Source organism: Tenacibaculum finnmarkense genomovar ulcerans, assembly GCF_900239495.1.
In the GTDB taxonomy this organism is placed as follows: Bacteria; Bacteroidota; Bacteroidia; order Flavobacteriales; family Flavobacteriaceae; genus Polaribacter; species Polaribacter ulcerans.
Genome location: NZ_OENE01000003.1, coordinates 22,899 through 42,837 on the forward strand (window position 1 = coordinate 22,899; position 19,939 = coordinate 42,837).

General features: G+C 31.0%; 17 protein-coding genes. 9 read left to right on the plus strand and 8 right to left on the minus strand.

Annotation, left to right across the window (positions count from 1 at the left end):
• Positions 1 to 79: 79 nt before the first annotated feature.
• Positions 80 to 1,108 (minus strand): COX15/CtaA family protein, encoded by a 1,029-nt coding sequence (locus DPIF8902391_RS00100; RefSeq protein ID WP_172504694.1) that lies wholly within the window; start codon positions 1,106 to 1,108, stop codon positions 80 to 82.
• Positions 1,109 to 1,195: 87 nt separating this feature from the next.
• Positions 1,196 to 1,795, minus strand: a complete 600-nt coding sequence (locus DPIF8902391_RS00105) for a cation transporter (protein WP_058884000.1) — start codon at positions 1,793 to 1,795, stop codon at positions 1,196 to 1,198.
• Positions 1,796 to 1,887: 92 nt separating this feature from the next.
• Here DPIF8902391_RS00105 and DPIF8902391_RS00110 point away from each other — a divergent pair, with 92 nt between their 5' ends.
• On the plus strand, positions 1,888 to 2,760 hold the full coding sequence (locus tag DPIF8902391_RS00110) for a DMT family transporter (protein ID WP_058884001.1): 873 nt from the start codon (positions 1,888 to 1,890) through the stop codon (positions 2,758 to 2,760).
• A gap of 80 nt (positions 2,761 to 2,840) precedes the next feature.
• Here the strand turns inward: DPIF8902391_RS00110 and DPIF8902391_RS00115 are convergent, their stop codons facing one another.
• The gene (locus DPIF8902391_RS00115) at positions 2,841 to 4,889 is read right to left on the minus strand and encodes a M16 family metallopeptidase (protein ID WP_058884002.1); all 2,049 of its coding nucleotides are present in this window, start codon (positions 4,887 to 4,889) and stop codon (positions 2,841 to 2,843) included.
• Positions 4,890 to 4,910: 21 nt separating this feature from the next.
• The gene (locus DPIF8902391_RS00120) at positions 4,911 to 6,224 is read right to left on the minus strand and encodes a M16 family metallopeptidase (RefSeq protein ID WP_058884003.1); all 1,314 of its coding nucleotides are present in this window, start codon (positions 6,222 to 6,224) and stop codon (positions 4,911 to 4,913) included.
• Between the two features lie 812 nt (positions 6,225 to 7,036).
• Between DPIF8902391_RS00120 and rplU the strand changes: the two genes are divergently transcribed.
• The 4 genes from rplU (at position 7,037) to DPIF8902391_RS00140 (ending at position 10,848) form a co-directional block, all read left to right on the plus strand.
• Positions 7,037 to 7,672 carry a 50S ribosomal protein L21 gene (rplU, locus tag DPIF8902391_RS00125; protein ID WP_101901801.1) on the plus strand — a complete coding sequence of 212 codons (636 nt, stop codon included), beginning with the start codon at positions 7,037 to 7,039 and terminating at the stop codon, positions 7,670 to 7,672.
• Positions 7,673 to 7,708: 36 nt separating this feature from the next.
• The gene (gene rpmA, locus DPIF8902391_RS00130) at positions 7,709 to 7,969 is read left to right on the plus strand and encodes a 50S ribosomal protein L27 (RefSeq protein WP_101901800.1); all 261 of its coding nucleotides are present in this window, start codon (positions 7,709 to 7,711) and stop codon (positions 7,967 to 7,969) included.
• Between the two features lie 361 nt (positions 7,970 to 8,330).
• Entirely contained in the window at positions 8,331 to 9,065 is a 735-nt protein-coding gene (locus DPIF8902391_RS00135) for a LytR/AlgR family response regulator transcription factor (RefSeq protein ID WP_172504695.1), read from the plus strand.
• Between the two features lie 10 nt (positions 9,066 to 9,075).
• The gene (locus DPIF8902391_RS00140) at positions 9,076 to 10,848 is read left to right on the plus strand and encodes a tetratricopeptide repeat-containing sensor histidine kinase (RefSeq protein ID WP_058884007.1); all 1,773 of its coding nucleotides are present in this window, start codon (positions 9,076 to 9,078) and stop codon (positions 10,846 to 10,848) included.
• Between the two features lie 40 nt (positions 10,849 to 10,888).
• On the opposite strand, the gene trhO is transcribed toward DPIF8902391_RS00140, so the two are convergent.
• Positions 10,889 to 11,920: an oxygen-dependent tRNA uridine(34) hydroxylase TrhO gene (trhO, locus tag DPIF8902391_RS00145; RefSeq protein WP_058884008.1), complete on the minus strand. Its 1,032-nt coding sequence runs from the start codon at positions 11,918 to 11,920 to the stop codon at positions 10,889 to 10,891.
• 231 nt (positions 11,921 to 12,151) lie between these two features.
• On the opposite strand from trhO, the gene DPIF8902391_RS00150 reads away from it, so the two are divergent.
• Both DPIF8902391_RS00150 and DPIF8902391_RS00155 read left to right on the plus strand, forming a co-directional pair.
• Positions 12,152 to 13,141 carry an aspartate-semialdehyde dehydrogenase gene (locus tag DPIF8902391_RS00150; RefSeq protein WP_172504696.1) on the plus strand — a complete coding sequence of 330 codons (990 nt, stop codon included), beginning with the start codon at positions 12,152 to 12,154 and terminating at the stop codon, positions 13,139 to 13,141.
• Positions 13,142 to 13,240: 99 nt separating this feature from the next.
• On the plus strand, positions 13,241 to 13,906 hold the full coding sequence (locus DPIF8902391_RS00155) for an HD domain-containing protein (RefSeq protein WP_058884010.1): 666 nt from the start codon (positions 13,241 to 13,243) through the stop codon (positions 13,904 to 13,906).
• Between the two features lie 70 nt (positions 13,907 to 13,976).
• Here DPIF8902391_RS00155 and DPIF8902391_RS00160 read toward each other — a convergent pair whose 3' ends face one another.
• From DPIF8902391_RS00160 to DPIF8902391_RS00170, 3 genes are all read right to left on the minus strand, one after another.
• Positions 13,977 to 14,759, minus strand: coding sequence for an enoyl-CoA hydratase/isomerase family protein (locus tag DPIF8902391_RS00160; RefSeq protein WP_172504697.1), 783 nt, complete (start codon positions 14,757 to 14,759; stop codon positions 13,977 to 13,979).
• 21 nt (positions 14,760 to 14,780) lie between these two features.
• Positions 14,781 to 16,193, minus strand: coding sequence for a sensor histidine kinase (locus tag DPIF8902391_RS00165; protein ID WP_058884012.1), 1,413 nt, complete (start codon positions 16,191 to 16,193; stop codon positions 14,781 to 14,783).
• Positions 16,194 to 16,276: 83 nt separating this feature from the next.
• Positions 16,277 to 17,422, minus strand: a complete 1,146-nt coding sequence (locus DPIF8902391_RS00170) for a DNA polymerase III subunit (RefSeq protein WP_058884016.1) — start codon at positions 17,420 to 17,422, stop codon at positions 16,277 to 16,279.
• A 137-nt stretch (positions 17,423 to 17,559) separates the two neighbouring features.
• Here DPIF8902391_RS00170 and DPIF8902391_RS00175 point away from each other — a divergent pair, with 137 nt between their 5' ends.
• Both DPIF8902391_RS00175 and feoB read left to right on the plus strand, forming a co-directional pair.
• Positions 17,560 to 17,784 carry a FeoA family protein gene (locus DPIF8902391_RS00175; RefSeq protein ID WP_058884017.1) on the plus strand — a complete coding sequence of 75 codons (225 nt, stop codon included), beginning with the start codon at positions 17,560 to 17,562 and terminating at the stop codon, positions 17,782 to 17,784.
• A 12-nt stretch (positions 17,785 to 17,796) separates the two neighbouring features.
• Positions 17,797 to 19,899 carry a ferrous iron transport protein B gene (feoB, locus tag DPIF8902391_RS00180; RefSeq protein WP_172504698.1) on the plus strand — a complete coding sequence of 701 codons (2,103 nt, stop codon included), beginning with the start codon at positions 17,797 to 17,799 and terminating at the stop codon, positions 19,897 to 19,899.
• Positions 19,900 to 19,939 lie beyond the last annotated feature (40 nt).

Genomic DNA, 19,939 nt, shown 5'->3' on the forward strand with positions numbered 1-19,939 from the left:
AGGTCTGAGAAGTTTAACTAAAACATTTAATTTTTAAACAGACTCTTAATTCTTTTCAGTATTGTTTTTAATTCTTTAATTATTCATCAACAGTTGTACGCTTACTTTGTAATAATAAATAAAACTGCAATCCAAATAAAACAGCTCCCGAAAGTAAATGTATTGCTTGTGTTCCTAACGGAAATTCGGCATAATACATTAAAATACCTGTAATAGTTTCTAAAAATATTAAAGCGACAATCCAATTTACTAATTTATAGCCTAAACCTTTGAGTTGATTTAAGTAAAACATCGCTAAGTTAACCAACACAATAGCAATGGTAAACGAACGGTGAAAGTAAAATTTAAAACTCGGGTTTAGTAAACTATATTGTTTATTATCAAAACCAAAAAGCTTTACTTGCTGGTCAATAAACTGACGAACCTGAGTTCCCATCGCTATTTGAATCAATGAAAATACTACTGAAAAAATTAGTAATTTATTAAATAATGAATTGTATTTATAGGTTGTTTTTTTACGGTCGGAAACGATAAATAAAAGCCATAATAATAAGCCAACAATAACCAAACCAGCCACCATATGAATGGTAATAATAGTCGGTTTTAAATTAGAATCTACTACGGTTTTACCTAGCCATGCTTCAAAAATCATTAAAGAAAAAGCACCGAAAGATAAGAGTGTAATTTTTTTGTTTGTCTTCCAAAAAGAAAGCGAAACAAAAATTAAAAATAAAAACGGAATTCCTGCTAAAGCCGACGATAATCGGTTTATGTATTCGGTCCAAGTATGTAATTTATTAAACTTTGCGTACCTGTGTTTTGTATATTTATTCCAATTGTTATTATCAAATTCTTCGGATGTTTTTAAATTGTTTTCGGCAACAAAAAGCACTTCATTTTTAATAATAATCATCCCTTTTTCATATTGGGTATTTGGATGCCAAGTAATTTGAGCTTCCGAAGTAGGAGGAATGTAATAACCAAAGCATTTTGGCCAATCAGGGCACCCCATTCCTGAGCCTGTCATACGAACTACTGAGCCTGCTAAAAAAATAATATATACAGAGATTAATGCTATTTTTACTAAGAGAGGAAAATGTTTTTTCATCAAAAAAAAGTTTTTACAAAGATAAGATAAACTCATAAAAAAAGCTTCTCTAATGAGAAGCTTCGTTTAAGTATGTTTTAAAAAATATTAAGCTTTTTTCTGAGCATCGTTTTTATCGCAACATGCTTTTTCGCAATTTGTAGCACAGGCTTTTTTATCTGCATCACTTTTAGCACAACATGCTTTTTCACAAGCAGCAGCACAGGCTTTTTTATCACCTTTTACTTTTGAATCACATGCTTTTTTACAAGCTGCAGCACAGGTTTTTTTAGCGGCATCACTTTTATCGCAACAAGCTTTTTCGCATCCTTCTTTACAAGCTTTTTTAGTTGTTTCTGACGCTTTGTACATTTTTCCATTTCCAATAGCTTCGATAAAAGTAATTAGATCAGCTTTATTCGTGTTATTTTCATCATATTTTACAGTAGCCATGCTATCTTTAAATATAACATTGACTCTTAAAACACCTTCTTTTTTCGATAAGTCTGAAGCTATTTTTTTAGCACAACCTATTTCACAGGTCATTCCAGAAATATGTAAAGCTAGTTCTTTTATTTTTCTTGGGTTAGTTTTTTTTTGTTCTTGAGTTACCGTTTCTTTTTTTGCATCTTTCTTTGCCTCATTTTTACATCCGACAACTAAAAAACTAACTAAAGCAAGTGCAAATATTATTTTTTGAATTTTCATAATTTTAATTTATTAGGTTATTTAGCAAAGTTATCAATAAAATCAAATTTATAGTTATTAATAACCGAATTTTGTGTTTAAATGTATTGAAAATGAATAATCAACAACGTAAATGGGTTTATTTAATACTGCTAGCAATTGTTTGGGGGAGTTCTTTTATTTTAATGAAAAAAGCATTAATTGTTTTTACACCAATTCAATTAGGAGGATTACGGATATTAATTACGGCAGCTTTTTTATTATTGATAGGCTTTAAAAGTCTTAAAAAAATTCAAAAAAAACATCAAATTTATATTTTATACACGGCTTTTTTGGGAACTTTTTTTCCATCCTTTTTACTTGCTTTTGCTGTAAAAGGTATCGATAGTTCTATTTCGGCAATTTTGAATTCGCTAACACCTTTTAATACGTTTATTTTAGGAGCTTTAATTTTTGGGTTTACCTTTAAGAAAAAACAATTTATAGGAATTTTAGTCGGATTAATAGGAACACTTATTTTGATTTTAAAAGGTGCCGAATTAAATCCTAATCAGAATTATTGGTATGCTATTTTGGTTGTTTTTTCATCTATCGGATATGCTTTTAATGTAAATATCATCAAAAAATATTTATCAGATTTAGATGCCTTGGCAATAACAACAGGTAATTTTTTAGTATTGATTATTCCTGCTTCTTTGGTGTTGTTGTTTTCTGATTTTTTTACATCGGTTAAATTAAACGATCAAACGACTACAGCATTTGGGTATATAAGCGTTTTAGCCGTTGTAGGAACAGGAATTGCAAAAGTATTGTATAATAAAATGGTGCATTTAACGACGCCTGTTTTTGCATCATCAGTAACATATTTAATCCCAATTGTGGCGGTTTTTTGGGGCGTGACTGATGGCGAAAAATTAAGTTTAGTTCAATTATCAGCTGGTGGAATTATTTTATTCGGTGTTTGGTTGGTAAATAAGGCGAAATAAAAAAAGAGTATAAAATAGCGCATAAAAAAAGAGTCAAAACGGTTGTTTTGACTCTTTAAAAGTAGTTTTAAAAGCTCTTTTTACTGAAAATCAGCATTAGAAACTCCTTCGTTTATTTTTACTTCTTTTAATTTGAAGTTCATTTTCATAGGTCCCATTGATTGGATTACTAAATGAGGAAATTTAATTCCGTTTACTTCTTTATAATCAGAAAATTCTAAAGGTACTTTTACCTCTCCTTGAGGTCCTTTAGCTACCGATACTTCTTTCACTTTTAAACCTGATTTTACATCATAAAAAATCTCTTTTTTACCAAACATAATTACATAGGCGTTTTTACCGTTAATAGGTTCTATTCTGCTTAAAGTACCATTTTTGTAGGCTGCATCAGCAAAAGGAGCTGCGTTATTTTTTGCATCTTCAAGCTCTTTACCTTTTAATTGTTTCTTTTGCCCACGAGCTTCTTGATAGCCATTTGCACCATCAAAAACTTCTTTTTGCATTACATTTCCTGCCATTGAAACAATTGTTGAAGTTTTGTTAGGTGCAGCACTTTTTTGAACTAAAGTTAATTGCATTCCTTGAACTTTAGCTTCTGAAGTAGTTTTTAAAGTTTTTACACTTGCAATTTTATCTTTACCACCAATTGCTTTAAAATAGTTGTCAATTACTGAGGTAGAAGTAACACCTTTAGGAACAGGTAAACTCATTGCAGGTTTTGCAGTAGCATTTCCTTCTTTATCAAAATATTGAATGCTATATTCTTTGTTTTTTTCTAAGTTTTCTAAAACATCTGTTGCTTTTCCTGTAATTATAATTCGAGCATTGTTTGCTTTAAAATAGTTTACAGCAGCATTTTGAATATCGGTTATTGTTACTGAATTGATGTTTTCTAAGTAGTTTTCATAAAAATCAGTAGGTAAATTATAACGTGCAATATTTAAAGCATAACGAGCAGCAGTTACAGGTTTTTGAACTTCCATTACAAAATTACCAACATACTTTGCTTTGGCATTTTTCAATTCTTCATCAGACACTTTTTGTGTTCTAATTTTGCGAATTTCTTTTTGAATTTCAACTACTGAACTATCGGTAACAATGTTACGAACACTTGCACTAGCTCTAAAGGTAGCAGCATCTCTACTTTGTCTAATACTAGAATATGAACCATAAGTATAGCCTTTGTCTTCACGTAAATTTAAAAATAAACGTGCAGTTCCGCCACCACCAAGAATGGTGTTTGCTAATATTGCTGCGTAGTAATCTTTATCACCTAATTTTAAATCGATATTATTTGCTACTACAATTTCCGATTGTACCGCATTTGGCATATTGATAAAGTTAATTTCGGTTTTGTTTACGTTTTTTGGTTTATCAAAAGCAACAGCAGGTACATTTCCTTTTTTCCAATTACTAAATAATTTAGTAACCATTTTTTTAGTTTTTGAAGTGTTAATATCTCCAACAATAACTAAATAAGCGTTGTTTGGTTTGTAATAAGTATTGAAGTTGTTTTTAACATCAGCAAGGGTAATATTACCAATTGATTCTTTGGTTGTAAACTCTCCGAAAGGATGTTTTTTTCCGTAGATTAAAGCACTTTCAACTCTTCTTGCGATAGCGGTTACACTTTTTTCATTTGATTTTAAACCGTTTAAAGTAACAGTAATTTCTTTGTCAAATTCTTCTTTAGTAAACGCTGAATTTTTAACACCGTCAGCCATTAAACCTAATACTTCAGGAAAGTATTTAATTAATGAACTTGCCGATGCTCCTGAGCTATAAAAGTCAACATAAGCACCTAAATAATCTACTTTTTCGTTAAATTCATCTTTGGTAATGTTTGCTGTTCCACGTCCTAACAAACTTCCCATAACACTCGATAAACCTGCCTTTTCACCTTCAAAAACGGCTTTGTTATCAATAGTTAAGCTAGCAGATGCTCTTGGTAATTTATGGTTTTCAACCATGATTACTTGCAAACCATTAGGCAGTGTAAATTTTTTCACTTTTCCTAATCGTACTTTTGGCGCTGGTCCTGGTTTTGGTTGTACGCTTCTATCTATTTGTGCAGTGGTAGCAAAAGACATTGCTAAAATTGCGATAAGTGATACTATTTTTGTTTTCATAATATATTAATGTCTTTTGATTTATTTCTTTTTTGGTAAATATTCTAAAACTAATCGTTGATTTGGGTTTAGGTATTTTTTTGCAGCAGCTCTAATTTCTTCACGAGTAATAGAACGGAAAATATCAATTTCGGTGTTTATTAAATTGGTATCGCCATATAATACGTTAAAACGTGCTAAAGAATTTGCAACACCTTCAACACTTGCGTTGGCGTTTACAAAATCATTTTCAAATTTATTTTGTAATTTTTGATAGGCTTTTTCTGAAATTAAATTGGTTTGGATTTTTACAATTTCTTCATCAATTTCTTTGGTTAAATCAGTTAAAGAAGTTTTTCCTAAAGGAAGCCCATATACAACGTAAGTTCCGTAATCTTCTTGGCTAACACTAAAAGCACCAACTTGTAATGCCATTTTTTTAGTATCGACTAATTTTTTATATAAAACAGAACTTTTTCCATCACTTAAATAGGTTGAAATCATGTCTAAAACTCTTGCTTCTCTACTTTTCATAGAAGGAGTTCTGTAGGCATTTACAATTGCTGGAATTTGAATATTCGCATCATACGCCTTGGCATTTATTTGTTTGGTGATTGGGTCTTCTTTTATAAATTTTCTTGTTATTTCGGCACCTCTAGGGATGTTTCCAAAATAAGCTTCTACCAATTTTTTAGTTTTTTTGATATTGATATCACCAGCAACCACTAAAGTAGCATTATTAGGAACGTAGAATTTTTTATTAAAGGCTAAAAATTCGGCTAAAGTAGCGTCGTCTAAATGCTTCATTTTACCAATAGTTGTTCCTTTATAAGCATGCTTTTTAAAAATATGCTTTTTAACATTTTCTAAGAAACTTCCATACGGCTGATTGTCAACACGCATTCTTTTTTCTTCTTTTACAACTTCGTTTTGAGTGTCAACACCGCCTTGATTAATTACAGGGTGTAATAAACGTTCCGACTCCATCCATAAACCTAATTCTAGGTTATTTGAAGGGAATACTTCGTAGTAATAGGTTCTGTCATCGGTGGTATTTGCGTTGTTTTTTCCTCCGTTAGATGAAACAATTTTAAACCAGTCTCCTTTTTTAATATTTTTTGTTCCTTCGAACAATAAGTGTTCGAAAAAATGTGCCATTCCTGTTCTGTTTGGCTGTTCATCTTTTGCTCCAACATGATACATTACCGCTGTTGTTACTACAGGAGCTGCCTTGTCTTGATGCAAAATTACATGCATTCCGTTGCTTAAATCGTACTCTTTAAATTCGACTTTTTGAGCAGTAGCATAAAAGCCAACAAGTAAAGCCATTGAAAGAGTTATCATACTTTTTTTCATGGATATTTTTTTTAGTTTTTAACTGATTTTTATATAGGACGTGAAGTTAGGTTGTTTGTTACATATTATGATATCTAGATTTTAATAAGGCTGTTTTTTAACATTTTTTTGTGATTTTTATGTTTTTTTAAGGCTTTTTTTTAGTTGAAAAATATTTTTATAAGAGCCTGTTTAAAAATTAAATAAGCTGTCAGTTAGAGTGATTTTTTTCCTTCAAAAAAAATTGTATCGAGAACTTTTTTAGCATGAAATTCATTAACATAAAAGAATTCAAATTCTCGATACAATTTTAATTCCTTCTAGTCATTAAAAATCACTCGAATCGACAAGAATCATCAAAAAAAAAAGGAGGAGAACTACGGCAAATCAGGATGCGAACCTGAAATGAATTCAGGTTGACCGATGCGATTTATTATTATTCTGTTACAATTTTTTTAAAAATGAAATTAAACAGGTTATTAGGTTATTTAAGTTGAAAAATGATTTTAAAAGTTGTGAAATAATGTTGAAATATCTTAAATATGATGATGATGCCTAGCCCCGATTGAAGCATTTGTTTGAGCTCCTTTTTTGATTTTTTTTCAAAAAAGAGCGAGTGCGGAAAGCGGGAAATAGCTCCAAAAAAAAATAAGTATCAATTCAAATGTTTTGATAGATAGGTTATTATTGCTTTTTTAAGAAGTAAATACTTGTTTTGATGCAAATTAGTAGTAATTTTCTGAGCTTTAGATTGTTTGTTATTTTTATACAACGTATATTTGCACCCTCATTTTCATGAGGAAAATGTAAACTAATAACGCAAAACAAAAAGTATGTACGCAATCGTAGAGATAGCAGGGCAGCAATTTAAAGTAGCAAAAGACCAAAAAGTATTCGTACACCGTTTACAAGACGCAGAAGGATCAAATGTAACATTTGAGAACGTTATGCTAATTGCAGACAATGGTAACGTAACTATTGGCGCCCCAGCTATAAAAGGTGCAGGAGTAACTGCAAAAGTATTACGTCACTTAAAAGGTGATAAGGTAATCGTTTTCAAGAAGAAAAGAAGAAAAGGTTACAAAAAGAAAAACGGACACAGACAGTATTTAACTGAAATTCAAGTTGAATCTATCGTTGCTTCTGGAACTTCTAAAGCTGCTCCAAAGGCTGCTAAAGCTGCTCCAAAGAAAGCTGCGAAAAAAGCTTCTAAAGCCGATGATTTAACAAAGATTGAAGGTGCAGGACCTAAAGCTGCTCAAGCTTTAGTGAACGCAGGAATCGATACTTTTGCGAAAGTTGCAAAACAAGACCCAGCTACATTAAGTAAAATTTTAGTAGAAGCTAGTTCTCGTTTATCTCACTTAGTTACTACTACTTGGCCAAAACAAGCGCAATTAGCTGCTGATGGTGAGTGGGATGTTTTAAAAGTGTTACAAGACAAGTTAGACGGAGGAATTGAAAAATAATCCCGTACAAGTTTAATCTAAAAAAATCAAAATAAGATGGCTCATAAAAAAGGTGTCGGTAGTTCGAAGAATGGTAGAGAATCAGAATCGAAACGATTAGGAGTAAAGATTTTTGGAGGACAAGCTGCTATTGCAGGTAATATTATTGTTCGTCAAAGAGGTACAACGCACAATCCAGGTAAAAATGTTTACATGGGGAAAGATCATACTTTACATGCTAAAGTTGATGGTGTTGTTGCTTTCAGAAAGAAAAGAAATGACAGATCATACGTTTCTATAGTTCCTTTCGAGGCTTAAGAAATTTCTGATTACATATATTAAAGCTCAAACAATTTATTGTTTGAGCTTTTTTATGCGCTAAATTTAAAATATTGTGCATAAAAAAAAGCACCACCTTATTAGAGTGATGCTTTTGTTTACGATCAATTTTGATTAATCCCCCAATTTATCAAAATGATTTCCCATGTATATTATATAGATACAAATATGAATCAAAAAGCTAATAAATAAAAGCACTTATGTATAAATGGTATCATTTTATGTATGGATGGTTTTTATTTTGATTTTTAGCTATCTCCCTTTTTTTAAATAGTGTTTTTCAGCTTTTTGTGTTCTTACTTAGCCTAATATCGATTATATTTGAGGTAAAATTTGATGTATGTTACGAGCTGTAATTGTTGATGACGAGCCTAAGGCAATAGAAGGACTTTTGTGGGAATTGTCTAATTTTAATGACGACCTAGAGGTTATACAAACATTTACTCAAGCAGAAGAGGCTATAAAATATATAAATAATAATGCGATTGATTGTCTTTTTTTAGATATTGAAATGCCAACAATGGACGGTTTTCAATTGTTAGAAAGATTAAATAAAAAAGATTTTGCCATTGTTATTACAACTGCTTATAGTGAATATGCTATAAAAGCTATTAAAAATCAAGCGATTGATTATCTTCTTAAACCCATAGATTCTGATGATTTAGAAGAAACATTAAATAGGGTTAAAAATTATCATGAAAAAAGTAATAGCAGTGAAAAAATTGAACAAATACTTTCTAATTTTAATAACAAATTTAACAAAAGAAAAATTACAATTAATACCGATGGAAAACTCATCTTTTTAAAACAATCGGAAATTGTATTTGTAGAGTCGGACGGAAACTATTGTTCTATTCATACCATTAATAATAAAAAAATTGTGGTAACAAAAAAACTAAAAGAAATAAATGCACTACTTCCTGAAGAGCATTTTTTTAGAATTCACAATTCATTTATTATCAACTTAAATAAATTAAAGCAATTTATAAAATCGGACGGATATGTTATTTTAGAAGACAATCATAGAATCCCTGTTTCTCGTCAAAAGAAATCAGACTTTTTAGAAAAATTTTAAAGTTATTTTTATGAAAATAATCAGTTTTATAATTTTCTTATTTTTCTGTACAATACCGATTTGTTTAGCGCAAAAAAATGGAGATAGTTTCTTTTTAAATACTGTTAGTAAAAAAGAAGCAGCCTTTTTTAAGTCTAAAAAAATAGCAAAGCTTAAAGCTGCGCTAAAACAGGTTAGCATTGTAAAAAACAATGCCGAAACGCTTGTAATATTAAACAAGTTAGGTAATGCTTATAACCAACAAGACAACATTCGAGAAGCATTAAATTACCATCAAGAAGCTTTAGATATTATAGCCAATATTAAAAGTAAAAACAACGATATTAAACGCAGTGCTAGTATTGCAATAAGGAGTATTGCAACTATTTATATATCCTTAAAACAATATGAAAGAGCGTTAGGTTTACTTAATCAATCGATTATTATACAAAAAGAGATAGGCAATATTAGCGGCTTAGCGAGTAGTTATCAGCAGCGAGGAATTGCATATCAAAAAATAGGAAATTTAGATAAAGCATTGGCTGATTTTAAAAAATCGTTAGGCTATAACACGCTTAATAAAGATAAATTAGTAATGATAATTTGTCATAATAGTATTGCCAATGTTTTAATTATAAAAGGACAGTATAAAGCTGCTCACACCTGTTTAGTTGAAATACAAACACTTGCTGAAGATATTGGAAATAGCGATATTTTATCAAAAGTCTACAGCAGTTTAGGCTGGGTTTTTTTGAAATTAAAAGAAGATAAAAAGGCTGATTATTATTTGAAAAAATCATTAGAAATAGGATTAAAAGACACTAATTTATCAAATTTAGAAAATTGTTATAATCATTTATCGGAATTAAATAAACAAACAGAAAACTATAAGGCGGCATTAAATTACTATCAAAAATCAATTGAAATAGCTAAAAAAAGATTTAACGATAAAGATATTCGCTATGTAAATAGTCTTATTAATAAATGCGATATTGAAGTAAGTGCTAATAAAATAAAGAGTTTAGCTATTGAAAATAAAATAGCTAAAATAAAGAACATCCGAAATAGAAATATTTTAATTATAGTATTAATGTTGCTTGCTTTTTTTGGGTTTTTATTATACTCAACATACAGACAGCGCTTGTTAAAAAATGAAAAACAGATCTTACTTTTAGAACAAGAGGCTTTAAGAATTCAAATGAACCCGCACTTTGTGTTTAATGCCTTGAATTCGATTAAATTGTATATTATTAATAACGAACAAAAAAATGCGGTGTATTATTTAAATAAATTTTCAAAATTAATTCGTAAAATTTTAGAATCAAGCACTGTAAAAGAAGTAACTTTATCAGAAGAACTTAAAACAATGAATTTATATATGAGTATTGAAAATATCCGTTTTTCAAATGCTATAAAATATATAGAAAATATTAGTGAAGATATAAATTTAGAAAGGATTAAAGTGCCTCCATTAATTTTACAACCTTTTTTAGAAAATGCTATTTGGCATGGTTTATCATCAAAAATAGGAAGCAAAAAACTAGAAATATCTGTTGTTAAAATAGCCAAAGAATTTATTAAAATTGAAATAGAAGACAATGGTATTGGTAGAAAAGAAGCACTTAGAATTAAAAGTAATAAAACCTTAAACAGAAAATCAATAGGAATTGACTTAACAAAAGAGCGCTTGAAAAATTTTTCTACACAATTTCAAAATGAGTATTCGTTGGTTTATACTGATTTGTTTGATGAAAATAAAAAAGCAAAAGGCACAAAAGTTTCCTTGAAAATACCTTTGCATTAAAACTAAAAAAAGCGCTCTTTTCGAACGCTTTTTTAGTGATTTATTTCTTGAATTTTAGAACTTCAGAACGTCCTTTTTTGAAGATTTTATTACTAGCATGTGTACCTTTTCGTAAGGCTTTTTGTTCTTCCCAAGATAATTGAATGATTTCTTTACAGGCATCAGAACAGGTGTTTTCCATTTTTTCTGAACAGGTGTCGCACTGAATAAACAATAAATGACAACCTTCATTGGCACAGTTTGTATGCTCATCACAAGCTTTTCCACATTGATGACAATTAGAAACTACATCATCGGTAATTCGTTCGGCTCTTCTGTGGTCAAAAACAAAATTTTTACCAATAAATTTATTTTCGATTCCTTCGTCTTTTACCTGACGGGTATATTCAATAATTCCGCCTTCTAGCTGAAAAACATTTTTAAAACCTTTGTGCTTGTAATATGCCGATGCTTTTTCGCAACGAATACCACCAGTACAATACATCAATAGGTTTTTATCCTCTTTATTATCTTTTAAATCTTGTTCAATAATATCTAACGAATCTCTAAAAGTATCAACATCGGGTGTTACTGCGCCGTCAAAATGACCAATTTCACTTTCGTAATGATTTCGCATATCTACACAAACCGTGTTTGGGTTTGCTAGCATTTCATTAAAATCTTTGGCATTTAAATGCACACCTTTGTTGGTTACATCAAAAGTTGTATCGTTTAAACCATCGGCAACAATTTTGTTACGAACCTTTACTTTTAATTTTAAAAACGATTTATTATCGTGCTCAACAGCTACGTTTAATCGAATATCTTTTAAAAATGAAATAGCATCTAATTGTTCTTTTAGGGCTAAGAAATTTTCAGAAGCTACTGATATTTGGGCGTTAATTCCTTCGTAAGAAACGTAGGTTCTACCTAAAACATCTAATTCGTTCCATTCTAAGAACAATTTATCTCTAAAAAGTTGAGGGTTTTCTATTTTATAATACTGATAAAATGAAATAGTAATACGGTCTTTTCCTGCTTCGTCTATTAAAGCAGCACGCTCATTGGCGCTTAATTTATTGTACAGTTGCATGCTATACTTGTTTTTAAGTGATACAAAATTTGATGATTTATTTAAAAAATCAGTACAAATATACTTGTTTTTTGTGTTTTATTGTTTGAAAATAGACTTTTTGCAGTAATTTGATTTTTTTTAAGTGTTTATTTAAAATATCATAGCAAACAGGCAAAAATGATTCGTTTTTTTTAAATCTTTGTCTTAATAAATATATTAGTTTTAGTAACTTATTATAAAATAATAAAAATGAAAGTAGCAGTTGTAGGAGCCACAGGAATGGTCGGTAATGTAATGTTACAAATATTAGCAGCACGTAATTTTCCTGTAACAGAATTAATTCCTGTTGCATCGGAACGTTCGGTAGGAAATAAAATTGAATTTAAAGGAACCCAATATAGTGTTGTAGGTTTGCAAACAGCGGTGGATATGAAACCCGATGTTGCTTTATTTTCAGCAGGAGGAGAAACCTCTTTAATTTGGGCACCTAAATTTGCCGAAGTAGGAACTACAGTTATTGACAATTCATCGGCGTGGAGAATGGATGATACCAAAAAATTGGTAGTGCCTGAAATTAACGGAGATGTTTTAACTGCTGAGGATAAAATTATAGCAAACCCTAACTGTTCAACCATTCAATTGGTAATGGCGCTAGGACCTTTACATAAAAAATATAAGATGAAACGCGTGGTCATTTCAACTTATCAATCGGTTTCAGGAACAGGTGTAAAAGCGGTGCAGCAATTAGATAATGAAGAGGCTGGAATTGATGGTGAAATGGTATATCCGCATCCAATTGGAAGAAACGCCTTGCCACATTGCGATGTATTTTTAGAAAACGGTTACACCAAAGAAGAAATGAAATTGGTCAAAGAACCAAAAAAGATTTTAGGCGATGATTCTTTTTCAGTAACAGCAACCGCAGTTCGAATTCCTACGGCAGGCGGACATTCAGAAGCTGTAAATGTGCAGTTTGAAAATGATTTCGACTTAGTAACTGTACGTGAAATTTTAGGTAAAACCGACGGTATAATTGTGCAAGATGATGTGCAAAATAATGTATATCCGATGCCAATTTTGGCACACAATAAAGATGAAGTTTTTGTAGGACGAATCCGAAGAGATGAATCGCAACCAAACACCTTAAATATGTGGATTGTTGCTGATAATTTACGAAAAGGAGCCGCCACAAACACCATTCAAATTGCCGAATATTTAGTAGCGAATAAGTTACTTTAGTTTTAAGAGATAATTTTATAGGTTGATTAATTTTATCGCTTGTTTTATATATAGTTAAAATCCTGTGTTTATAGCACAGGATTTTTTTATTTTTGAAAGATGAATGAAAATCAGATACTAGAAAACACGATTACCTTTGTAAAAAAAACCTTGCAAGGAGCAGAAGCCGGGCATGATTGGTTTCATATAGAACGTGTTTATAAAAATGCGTTGTTAATTGCTAAGGATGAAGAGGTGGATGTTTTTATAGTATCGTTGGGTGCTTTACTACACGATATTGCCGATGCTAAATTTTATAATGGCGATGAAACAATTGCTCCTAAAATGGCACGTCAATTTTTAGAAAATCAGCAATTAAATGAATCAATAATTCTTCATATAGAAAATATTATTAAACATATTTCTTTTAAAAGTAGCTTAGATAAGTTGTCATCAGCTCAAAAATTTAGCTCCCCAGAATTGGCGGTAATTCAAGATGCTGATAGGTTAGATGCAATTGGTGCTATCGGAATTGCCCGTTGTTTTAATTACGGAGGCTTTAAAAATAGAGGTTTATACGATCCTGAAATACCCGCAAATTTAAAGATGACAAAAGCCGAATATAAAAATTCAACCGCCCCAACAATTAATCATTTTTATGAGAAATTATTGCTTTTAAAAGATAAAATGAATACTAAAACAGCTAAAAAAATTGCCCTTGCTAGGCATGAATATATGCAGGGTTTTTTAACCCAGTTTGATGCTGAAATTAATGGTGTATTGTAATTTTTATAGCTTATTAAAATATAAAAAAGCAGCTAGTTTTCTAGCTGCTTCTTAAAAATTAAACAGGCTCTTATTCTCCTGGAAAATTAGGTTTTCTTTTTTCTAAAAACGCCGTTGTTCCTTCTTTAAAATCAGCTGTAGCAAAAGAATCGCCAAATTCGGCAATTTCAGTTTCATAACCGTTAATTCCGTCTTTAAAATTATCGTTAACAGCTCTAATTGCAGCGCTAATTGCTACCGATGAATTACGCATTATTTTACCTGCTAATTTTTCTGCTAAAGGCAGTAATTCCTCTTGAGGAACTACATAATTTACCAAGCCCCAATTTTTTGCTTGTTCAGCAGAAATCATAGCTGCGGTCATAATTAATTCCATTGCTTTTCCTTTACCAACTAATTGAGGCAAGCGTTGTGTGCCTCCGTAGCCAGGAATTACCCCTAAAGAAACTTCTGGTAAGCCCATTTTAGCAGTATCTGAAGCTATTCTAAAATGACATGCCATTGCCAATTCTAATCCGCCACCCAAGGCAAAACCATTAATAACTGCAATTACAGGGGTTGATAAATTTTCGACTAAATCAAATAACGATTCCTGCCCAAATTTAGCTAACCTTTCACCTTCTTCTGTAGTAAAATTTGCAAATTCAGAAATATCGGCACCCGCTACAAAGGCTTTTTCTCCGCTTCCAGTAATAATGATTGTTTTTACGCTAGTATCATCTTCTAAATTTTCAAAAACAGTACTTAATTCGTTAATGGTAGCGCTGTTTAGGGCGTTTAACTTTTTAGGTCTGTTAATGATAATTGTTGCTAATCCGTTAGTGGTTTTTACTAAAATATTTTCAAAATCCATAAAATTTATTAAATTTAGGTGTTAAGTTTTAGGTAAAATTACAGTGAAAACAGTTCCAATTCCTTCTGTTGATGTGAAGTAAATAGAACCATCATAGGCTTCAATTATATTTTTTATCATGGCTAAACCTAAGCCCATTCCACTTGTTTTTGTGGTAAATTTAGGTTCAAAAATTAACTCTTTATTTTTAGTTGTAATACCTTTTCCGTTATCAGAAACGGTAATTTTTACGTTATTTCCTTCGGAAGTTACTTTTACTTCAATTCTCGGATTTTTTTCATCTTCTTTAATTGCTTGTGTAGCGTTTTTAACTAAGTTTGTTAAAACTCTAATTAATTGTGTTTTATCTAAATATGCAAATAATTCAGGTTCTTTGGGAACAAAATAAATGTAATCTTCGGTAAAAATATCTAACGAATGTTTTACAACATCTACGACATCGAGTTTTTCACGACGCTGTGTGGGCATTTTTGCAAAATCAGAAAATGCAGAAGCAATAGCGCTCATTACATCAATTTGTTGAATAAGTGTTTCGCTATATTCAGCTAGTTTATCTTTAATTTTTGGATCTTCAGGATTAAATCTTCTTTCAAAACTTTGTACCGATAAGCGCATCGGTGTTAGCGGATTTTTAATTTCATGCGCCACCTGTTTTGCCATTTCTCGCCAGGCTTGTTCTCGTTCGCTTTTGGCTAGTTTTACGGCGCTTTCTTCTAGCTGATCAATCATATTATTATACGAATCAACTAATGAATTTATCTCTGAACTTGCCGAATTTAAAGTGATTTTTTCGTTTCGTTGATTTAAACGAGTTTCTTTAATTTTTTCAGAAATCGTTTGAATAGAGCGTGTAATATAGCTCGATAAAAAATACGCCAATGCAATAGCAATGACAAACATCAGTAAATAGACAAGCAATAAACGCGATATAAATTCTCGTAATTCCTGCTTTTGTTCTTCGTTATCTTGGGCTATTTGAAGCTCTAAAAGTCCAATTCGTTTAAAGCGGGTATCGTTTATATAGGTATATGATGATTGATAGGTAATTCCTTTGTTATTTCGGCTTTTTAAAATTTTATGATTGGAATTATTAGCTAGTTCAGTAACAATTTCTGTGGTTAAATTGGGTGCTTTTTTTTGATCAAAATTATAGGGAATTGACGATTTTAAAAGCCGCCCATTCATGTCGTACATTGACACAGTTAATTTATGAACATAGGCGATATCGTAAATTCGGTCTTGAAATATTTTGGCTAAATTATCGGTGGTAATCGGGTAGGTTGTTTTGCGTTTTAACTCAATTTCTATATCGTGTTTTGTAGCACTTTCTTTTCGGTTAAAACGCTGAATATTATAGTCTTCGGTTTGTTCGCCATATTGAATTATGGTTACTGTAACAATTAAAACCGATGCCAATAATACCAATAATATCATGGAAAGGAAAATTCTAATTCGTAAAGATATGTTATGGATGTTTAGCAAGTTGTATGGTTTTATTTGTTGGTGTAATTTTACACTTAAATTTTTTCTTCTTTTGTATGTAAAAGACGTGTTAATTTAATGGATAAATCTAACAAAATAATTTTAGGATTTCCGTTTCTTTCAATATGATATTGCGCATCATTTAGTTCTTTATCAATAATTAAAATATTTCCGCTATGTATAAAAGGAGCAAATTTTTCTAATTTAAAATTAGGCGTTTTTGTTTCTAAAAAGACCAAATCATTTGCGCCATAATTTAATAATAATGCCTGTCTAAAAAATTGCAAGCAATATTGTAAAAACTGTTTTTGTGTTTCTCGTCCTGCTTTTGCAATGGTTTCCGACCAGCCTATTAAATCTTGAATAACAGCCGCATTTCCTTTGGCTTTAAAAGCGGCACGAATCCAAGTAATAAACCATTGTTCAAAAATTAAATCGTTCGAATTATTGTTTAAAATATGCAGTGCTTTGTTGTAGTTTCCTTCAGATTGATGCGCTATTTTAATAGCTTCATTTTCTGATATCTGTTTGTTTTTAACCAAGGCGTTGGCAATATCAGCTTCGCTTAAAGCAGGGAAATTTAATGCCTGACAGCGCGATTTTATGGTATTTATAATCTGCTCTTCATCTTCAGTAATCAGTATAAAAACCGTTTTTTCGGGCGGTTCTTCAATAAGTTTTAATAATTTGTTTGCCGAAGCGATGTTCATTTTTTCTGCCATCCAAATTATCATCACTTTAAAACCACCTTCGTATGATTTTAATTGCAGTTTTTTAACAATATCAAAAGCTTCATCAACCCCAATTTGTCCTTGTTTATTTTCAACCCCAATTTGTTGCAACCAATTAAAGAGACTTCCGTAGGGTTGTTTTTCAATAAAAGAACGCCAATCGGCTAAAAATAAATTACTAACAGGGTGTTTTTTTACCGCATCGTTGGTGGTTACAGGAAAGGCAAAATGCAAATCGGGATGTTGTAATTTATTGCATTTTAAATTGCAAGCATCCGCATTATTTGACGAATTACACAGCAAATACTGGGCGTAGGCAATTGCCATAGGCAGCGTTCCTGAACCCTCTTTACCAACAAAAAGTTGTGCGTGAGGTATTCGGTTGTTATCCGCAGATTGCTGTAAATGTTTTTTAATATGTTCTTGCCCTATAATTTTATCGAAAGTCATGCAACAAATATAAGATTTCAAATAATAGCACAATACACCAAGCAATCAATAAAAAGAAATAGCAAGATTGTTACAGGCTTATTGTTTAGAATCGTTCTATTTTAGTATATTTGCTAGTCAATATTATACGTATTATTTTGAGTTCAATTGCAAGTTTACAAATTGGTGAGAGTGGAATTATATCCGAAGAATCATTAGATGTTATTCCTTTAAAATTATTAGAAATGGGCTGTTTGCCTGGAACAGAAGTCGAATTGTTGCAAATTGCACCCTTAAAAGATCCGATATATATCTGCGTAAACGGAAGCCATTTAGCAATTCGAAAAGAGATGGCGAGCCAAATTTTAATTACCAAAATTTAACGGATATAATCAATGAGTAAACGTATAAAAGTAGCATTAATAGGAAACCCAAACACAGGAAAAACTTCTTTATTTAATCAATTAACAGGCTTAACTCAAAAAGTAGGAAATTATCCTGGGGTTACAGTTGATAAAAAATCAGGAACTTGCCAGTTATCAGAAAATAGCACAGCAATTATTACCGATTTACCAGGAACTTACAGTATTAATCCAACTTCGATGGATGAAAGTATTGTTTTAAAAAGTTTGCTAACGGTAAAAAATGAAAAACCAGACGTAATTGTAATTGTTGCCGATGTTGAAAATTTAAAGCGAAACTTATTGCTTTTTTCTCAAATTCAAGATTTAGAAATTCCGATCATTTTAGCCTTAAATATGGCGGATCAAATGAAAACTAAAGGGATTTCTATTGATATTGAAAATTTAGAAAAAGAATTACATACCAAAGTGGTTTTAATATCTGCTAGAAAAAATCAAGGAATTGATGTTTTAAAACAAGCAATAGAAAACTTTAAAAATTTAGAAGTATATTCTAATTTTAAGGAAATCACCACTAAAATTGATGCTGATTATTTTGAAGAATTAGCTCAAAAAAGTACTAAGTTTTCAGTCTATGAATTATGGATGATGCTTACAAAACAGCATACCTCTTTACTTTACTCAACCGAAAAAAAAGCCTTAGAATTGTTTAGCCATGATGTATCTAAACAAAAAAAATACCAGCACAAAGAAACCATTTATCGCTATCAGAAAATAAATGATACTTTAAAGAAAACCTATCAAATTGATGCTTCAAAAGCAACAGATATTCGTTCAAAATTAGATGCTATTTTTACCCATAAAATATTCGGATATTTCATTTTCTTCGGATTATTATTATTGATATTTCAATCGGTTTTTGAGTGGGCATCTGCTCCGATGGATTTTATTGACGGTTTATTTGCGAGTATTTCAGACTTAGCCAAATCGAATTTACCAGTAGGAATGTTTACCGATTTGTTATCCGAAGGAATTATCCCAGGAATAGGCGGAGTGCTTATTTTTATTCCGCAAATAGTTATTTTATTTTTTTTCATCGCCATTTTAGAAGAAACAGGCTATATGAGTCGGGTGGTTTTTTTAATGGATAAAATTATGCGTCGTTTTGGAATGAGTGGTAAAAGTGTTTTTCCGTTAATTTCGGGAACAGCCTGTGCGATTCCTGCAATTATGGCAACCCGAACAATTACTAGCTGGAAAGAGCGTTTAATAACCATTTTAGTAACACCATTTACTACCTGTGCGGCGCGTTTGCCGGTATATGCTATTTTAATTGCACTGATAATTCCTGATACTAAATTGTTTGGTTTTATAGGTTTACAGGGTTTAACTTTGTTAGGATTGTATGCGCTTGGTTTTGGTTCTGCAATTATTGGTGCGTATATTTTACATAAAACATTAAAGATAAAAAACACCTCATTTTTTGTAATGGAAATGCCTAATTATAAAATTCCATCGGTAAAAAATGTGTTTTTTGATGTGTTGGAAAAAACCAAAGCCTTTGTTTTTGATGCAGGGAAAATTATTTTAGCGATTTCAATTGTATTGTGGTTTTTAGCATCTAACGGAGCTTCAAATTTTAAAAATGCCGAAAAAAATGTTACAGAAAATACAGTAAATAAGCAGTTATCAAAAAAAGAGTTATCGCAAAAAATAGCTTCCGTAAAATTAGAAAATTCCTACATCGGAATGGCAGGAAAAGCAATCGAACCAATTGTAAAACCACTTGGTTATGATTGGAAAATAGGTATTGGTTTAATTGCTTCTTTTGCCGCAAGAGAGGTTTTTATCGGAACCTTGGCAACTATTTATAGCGTTGAAAATAACGATGATAATATTGCTACGATTAAAGCAAAAATGGCCTCTGAAATAAACGAAGAAACAGGAGAAAAACGTTTCAATTTTGCTACAGGAATATCATTATTATTGTTTTATGCCTTCGCAATGCAATGTATGGGAACTTTAGCAATTGTTAAAAGAGAAACTAAAAGTTGGAAATGGCCAATGCTACAACTTTTTGGAATGGGATCTTTGGCATATTTATCGGCTTTTTTAGCCTATCAAATACTGCGATAATGCAAGAAATTATAACGTATATAGCTGTTGGTTTTGCGGT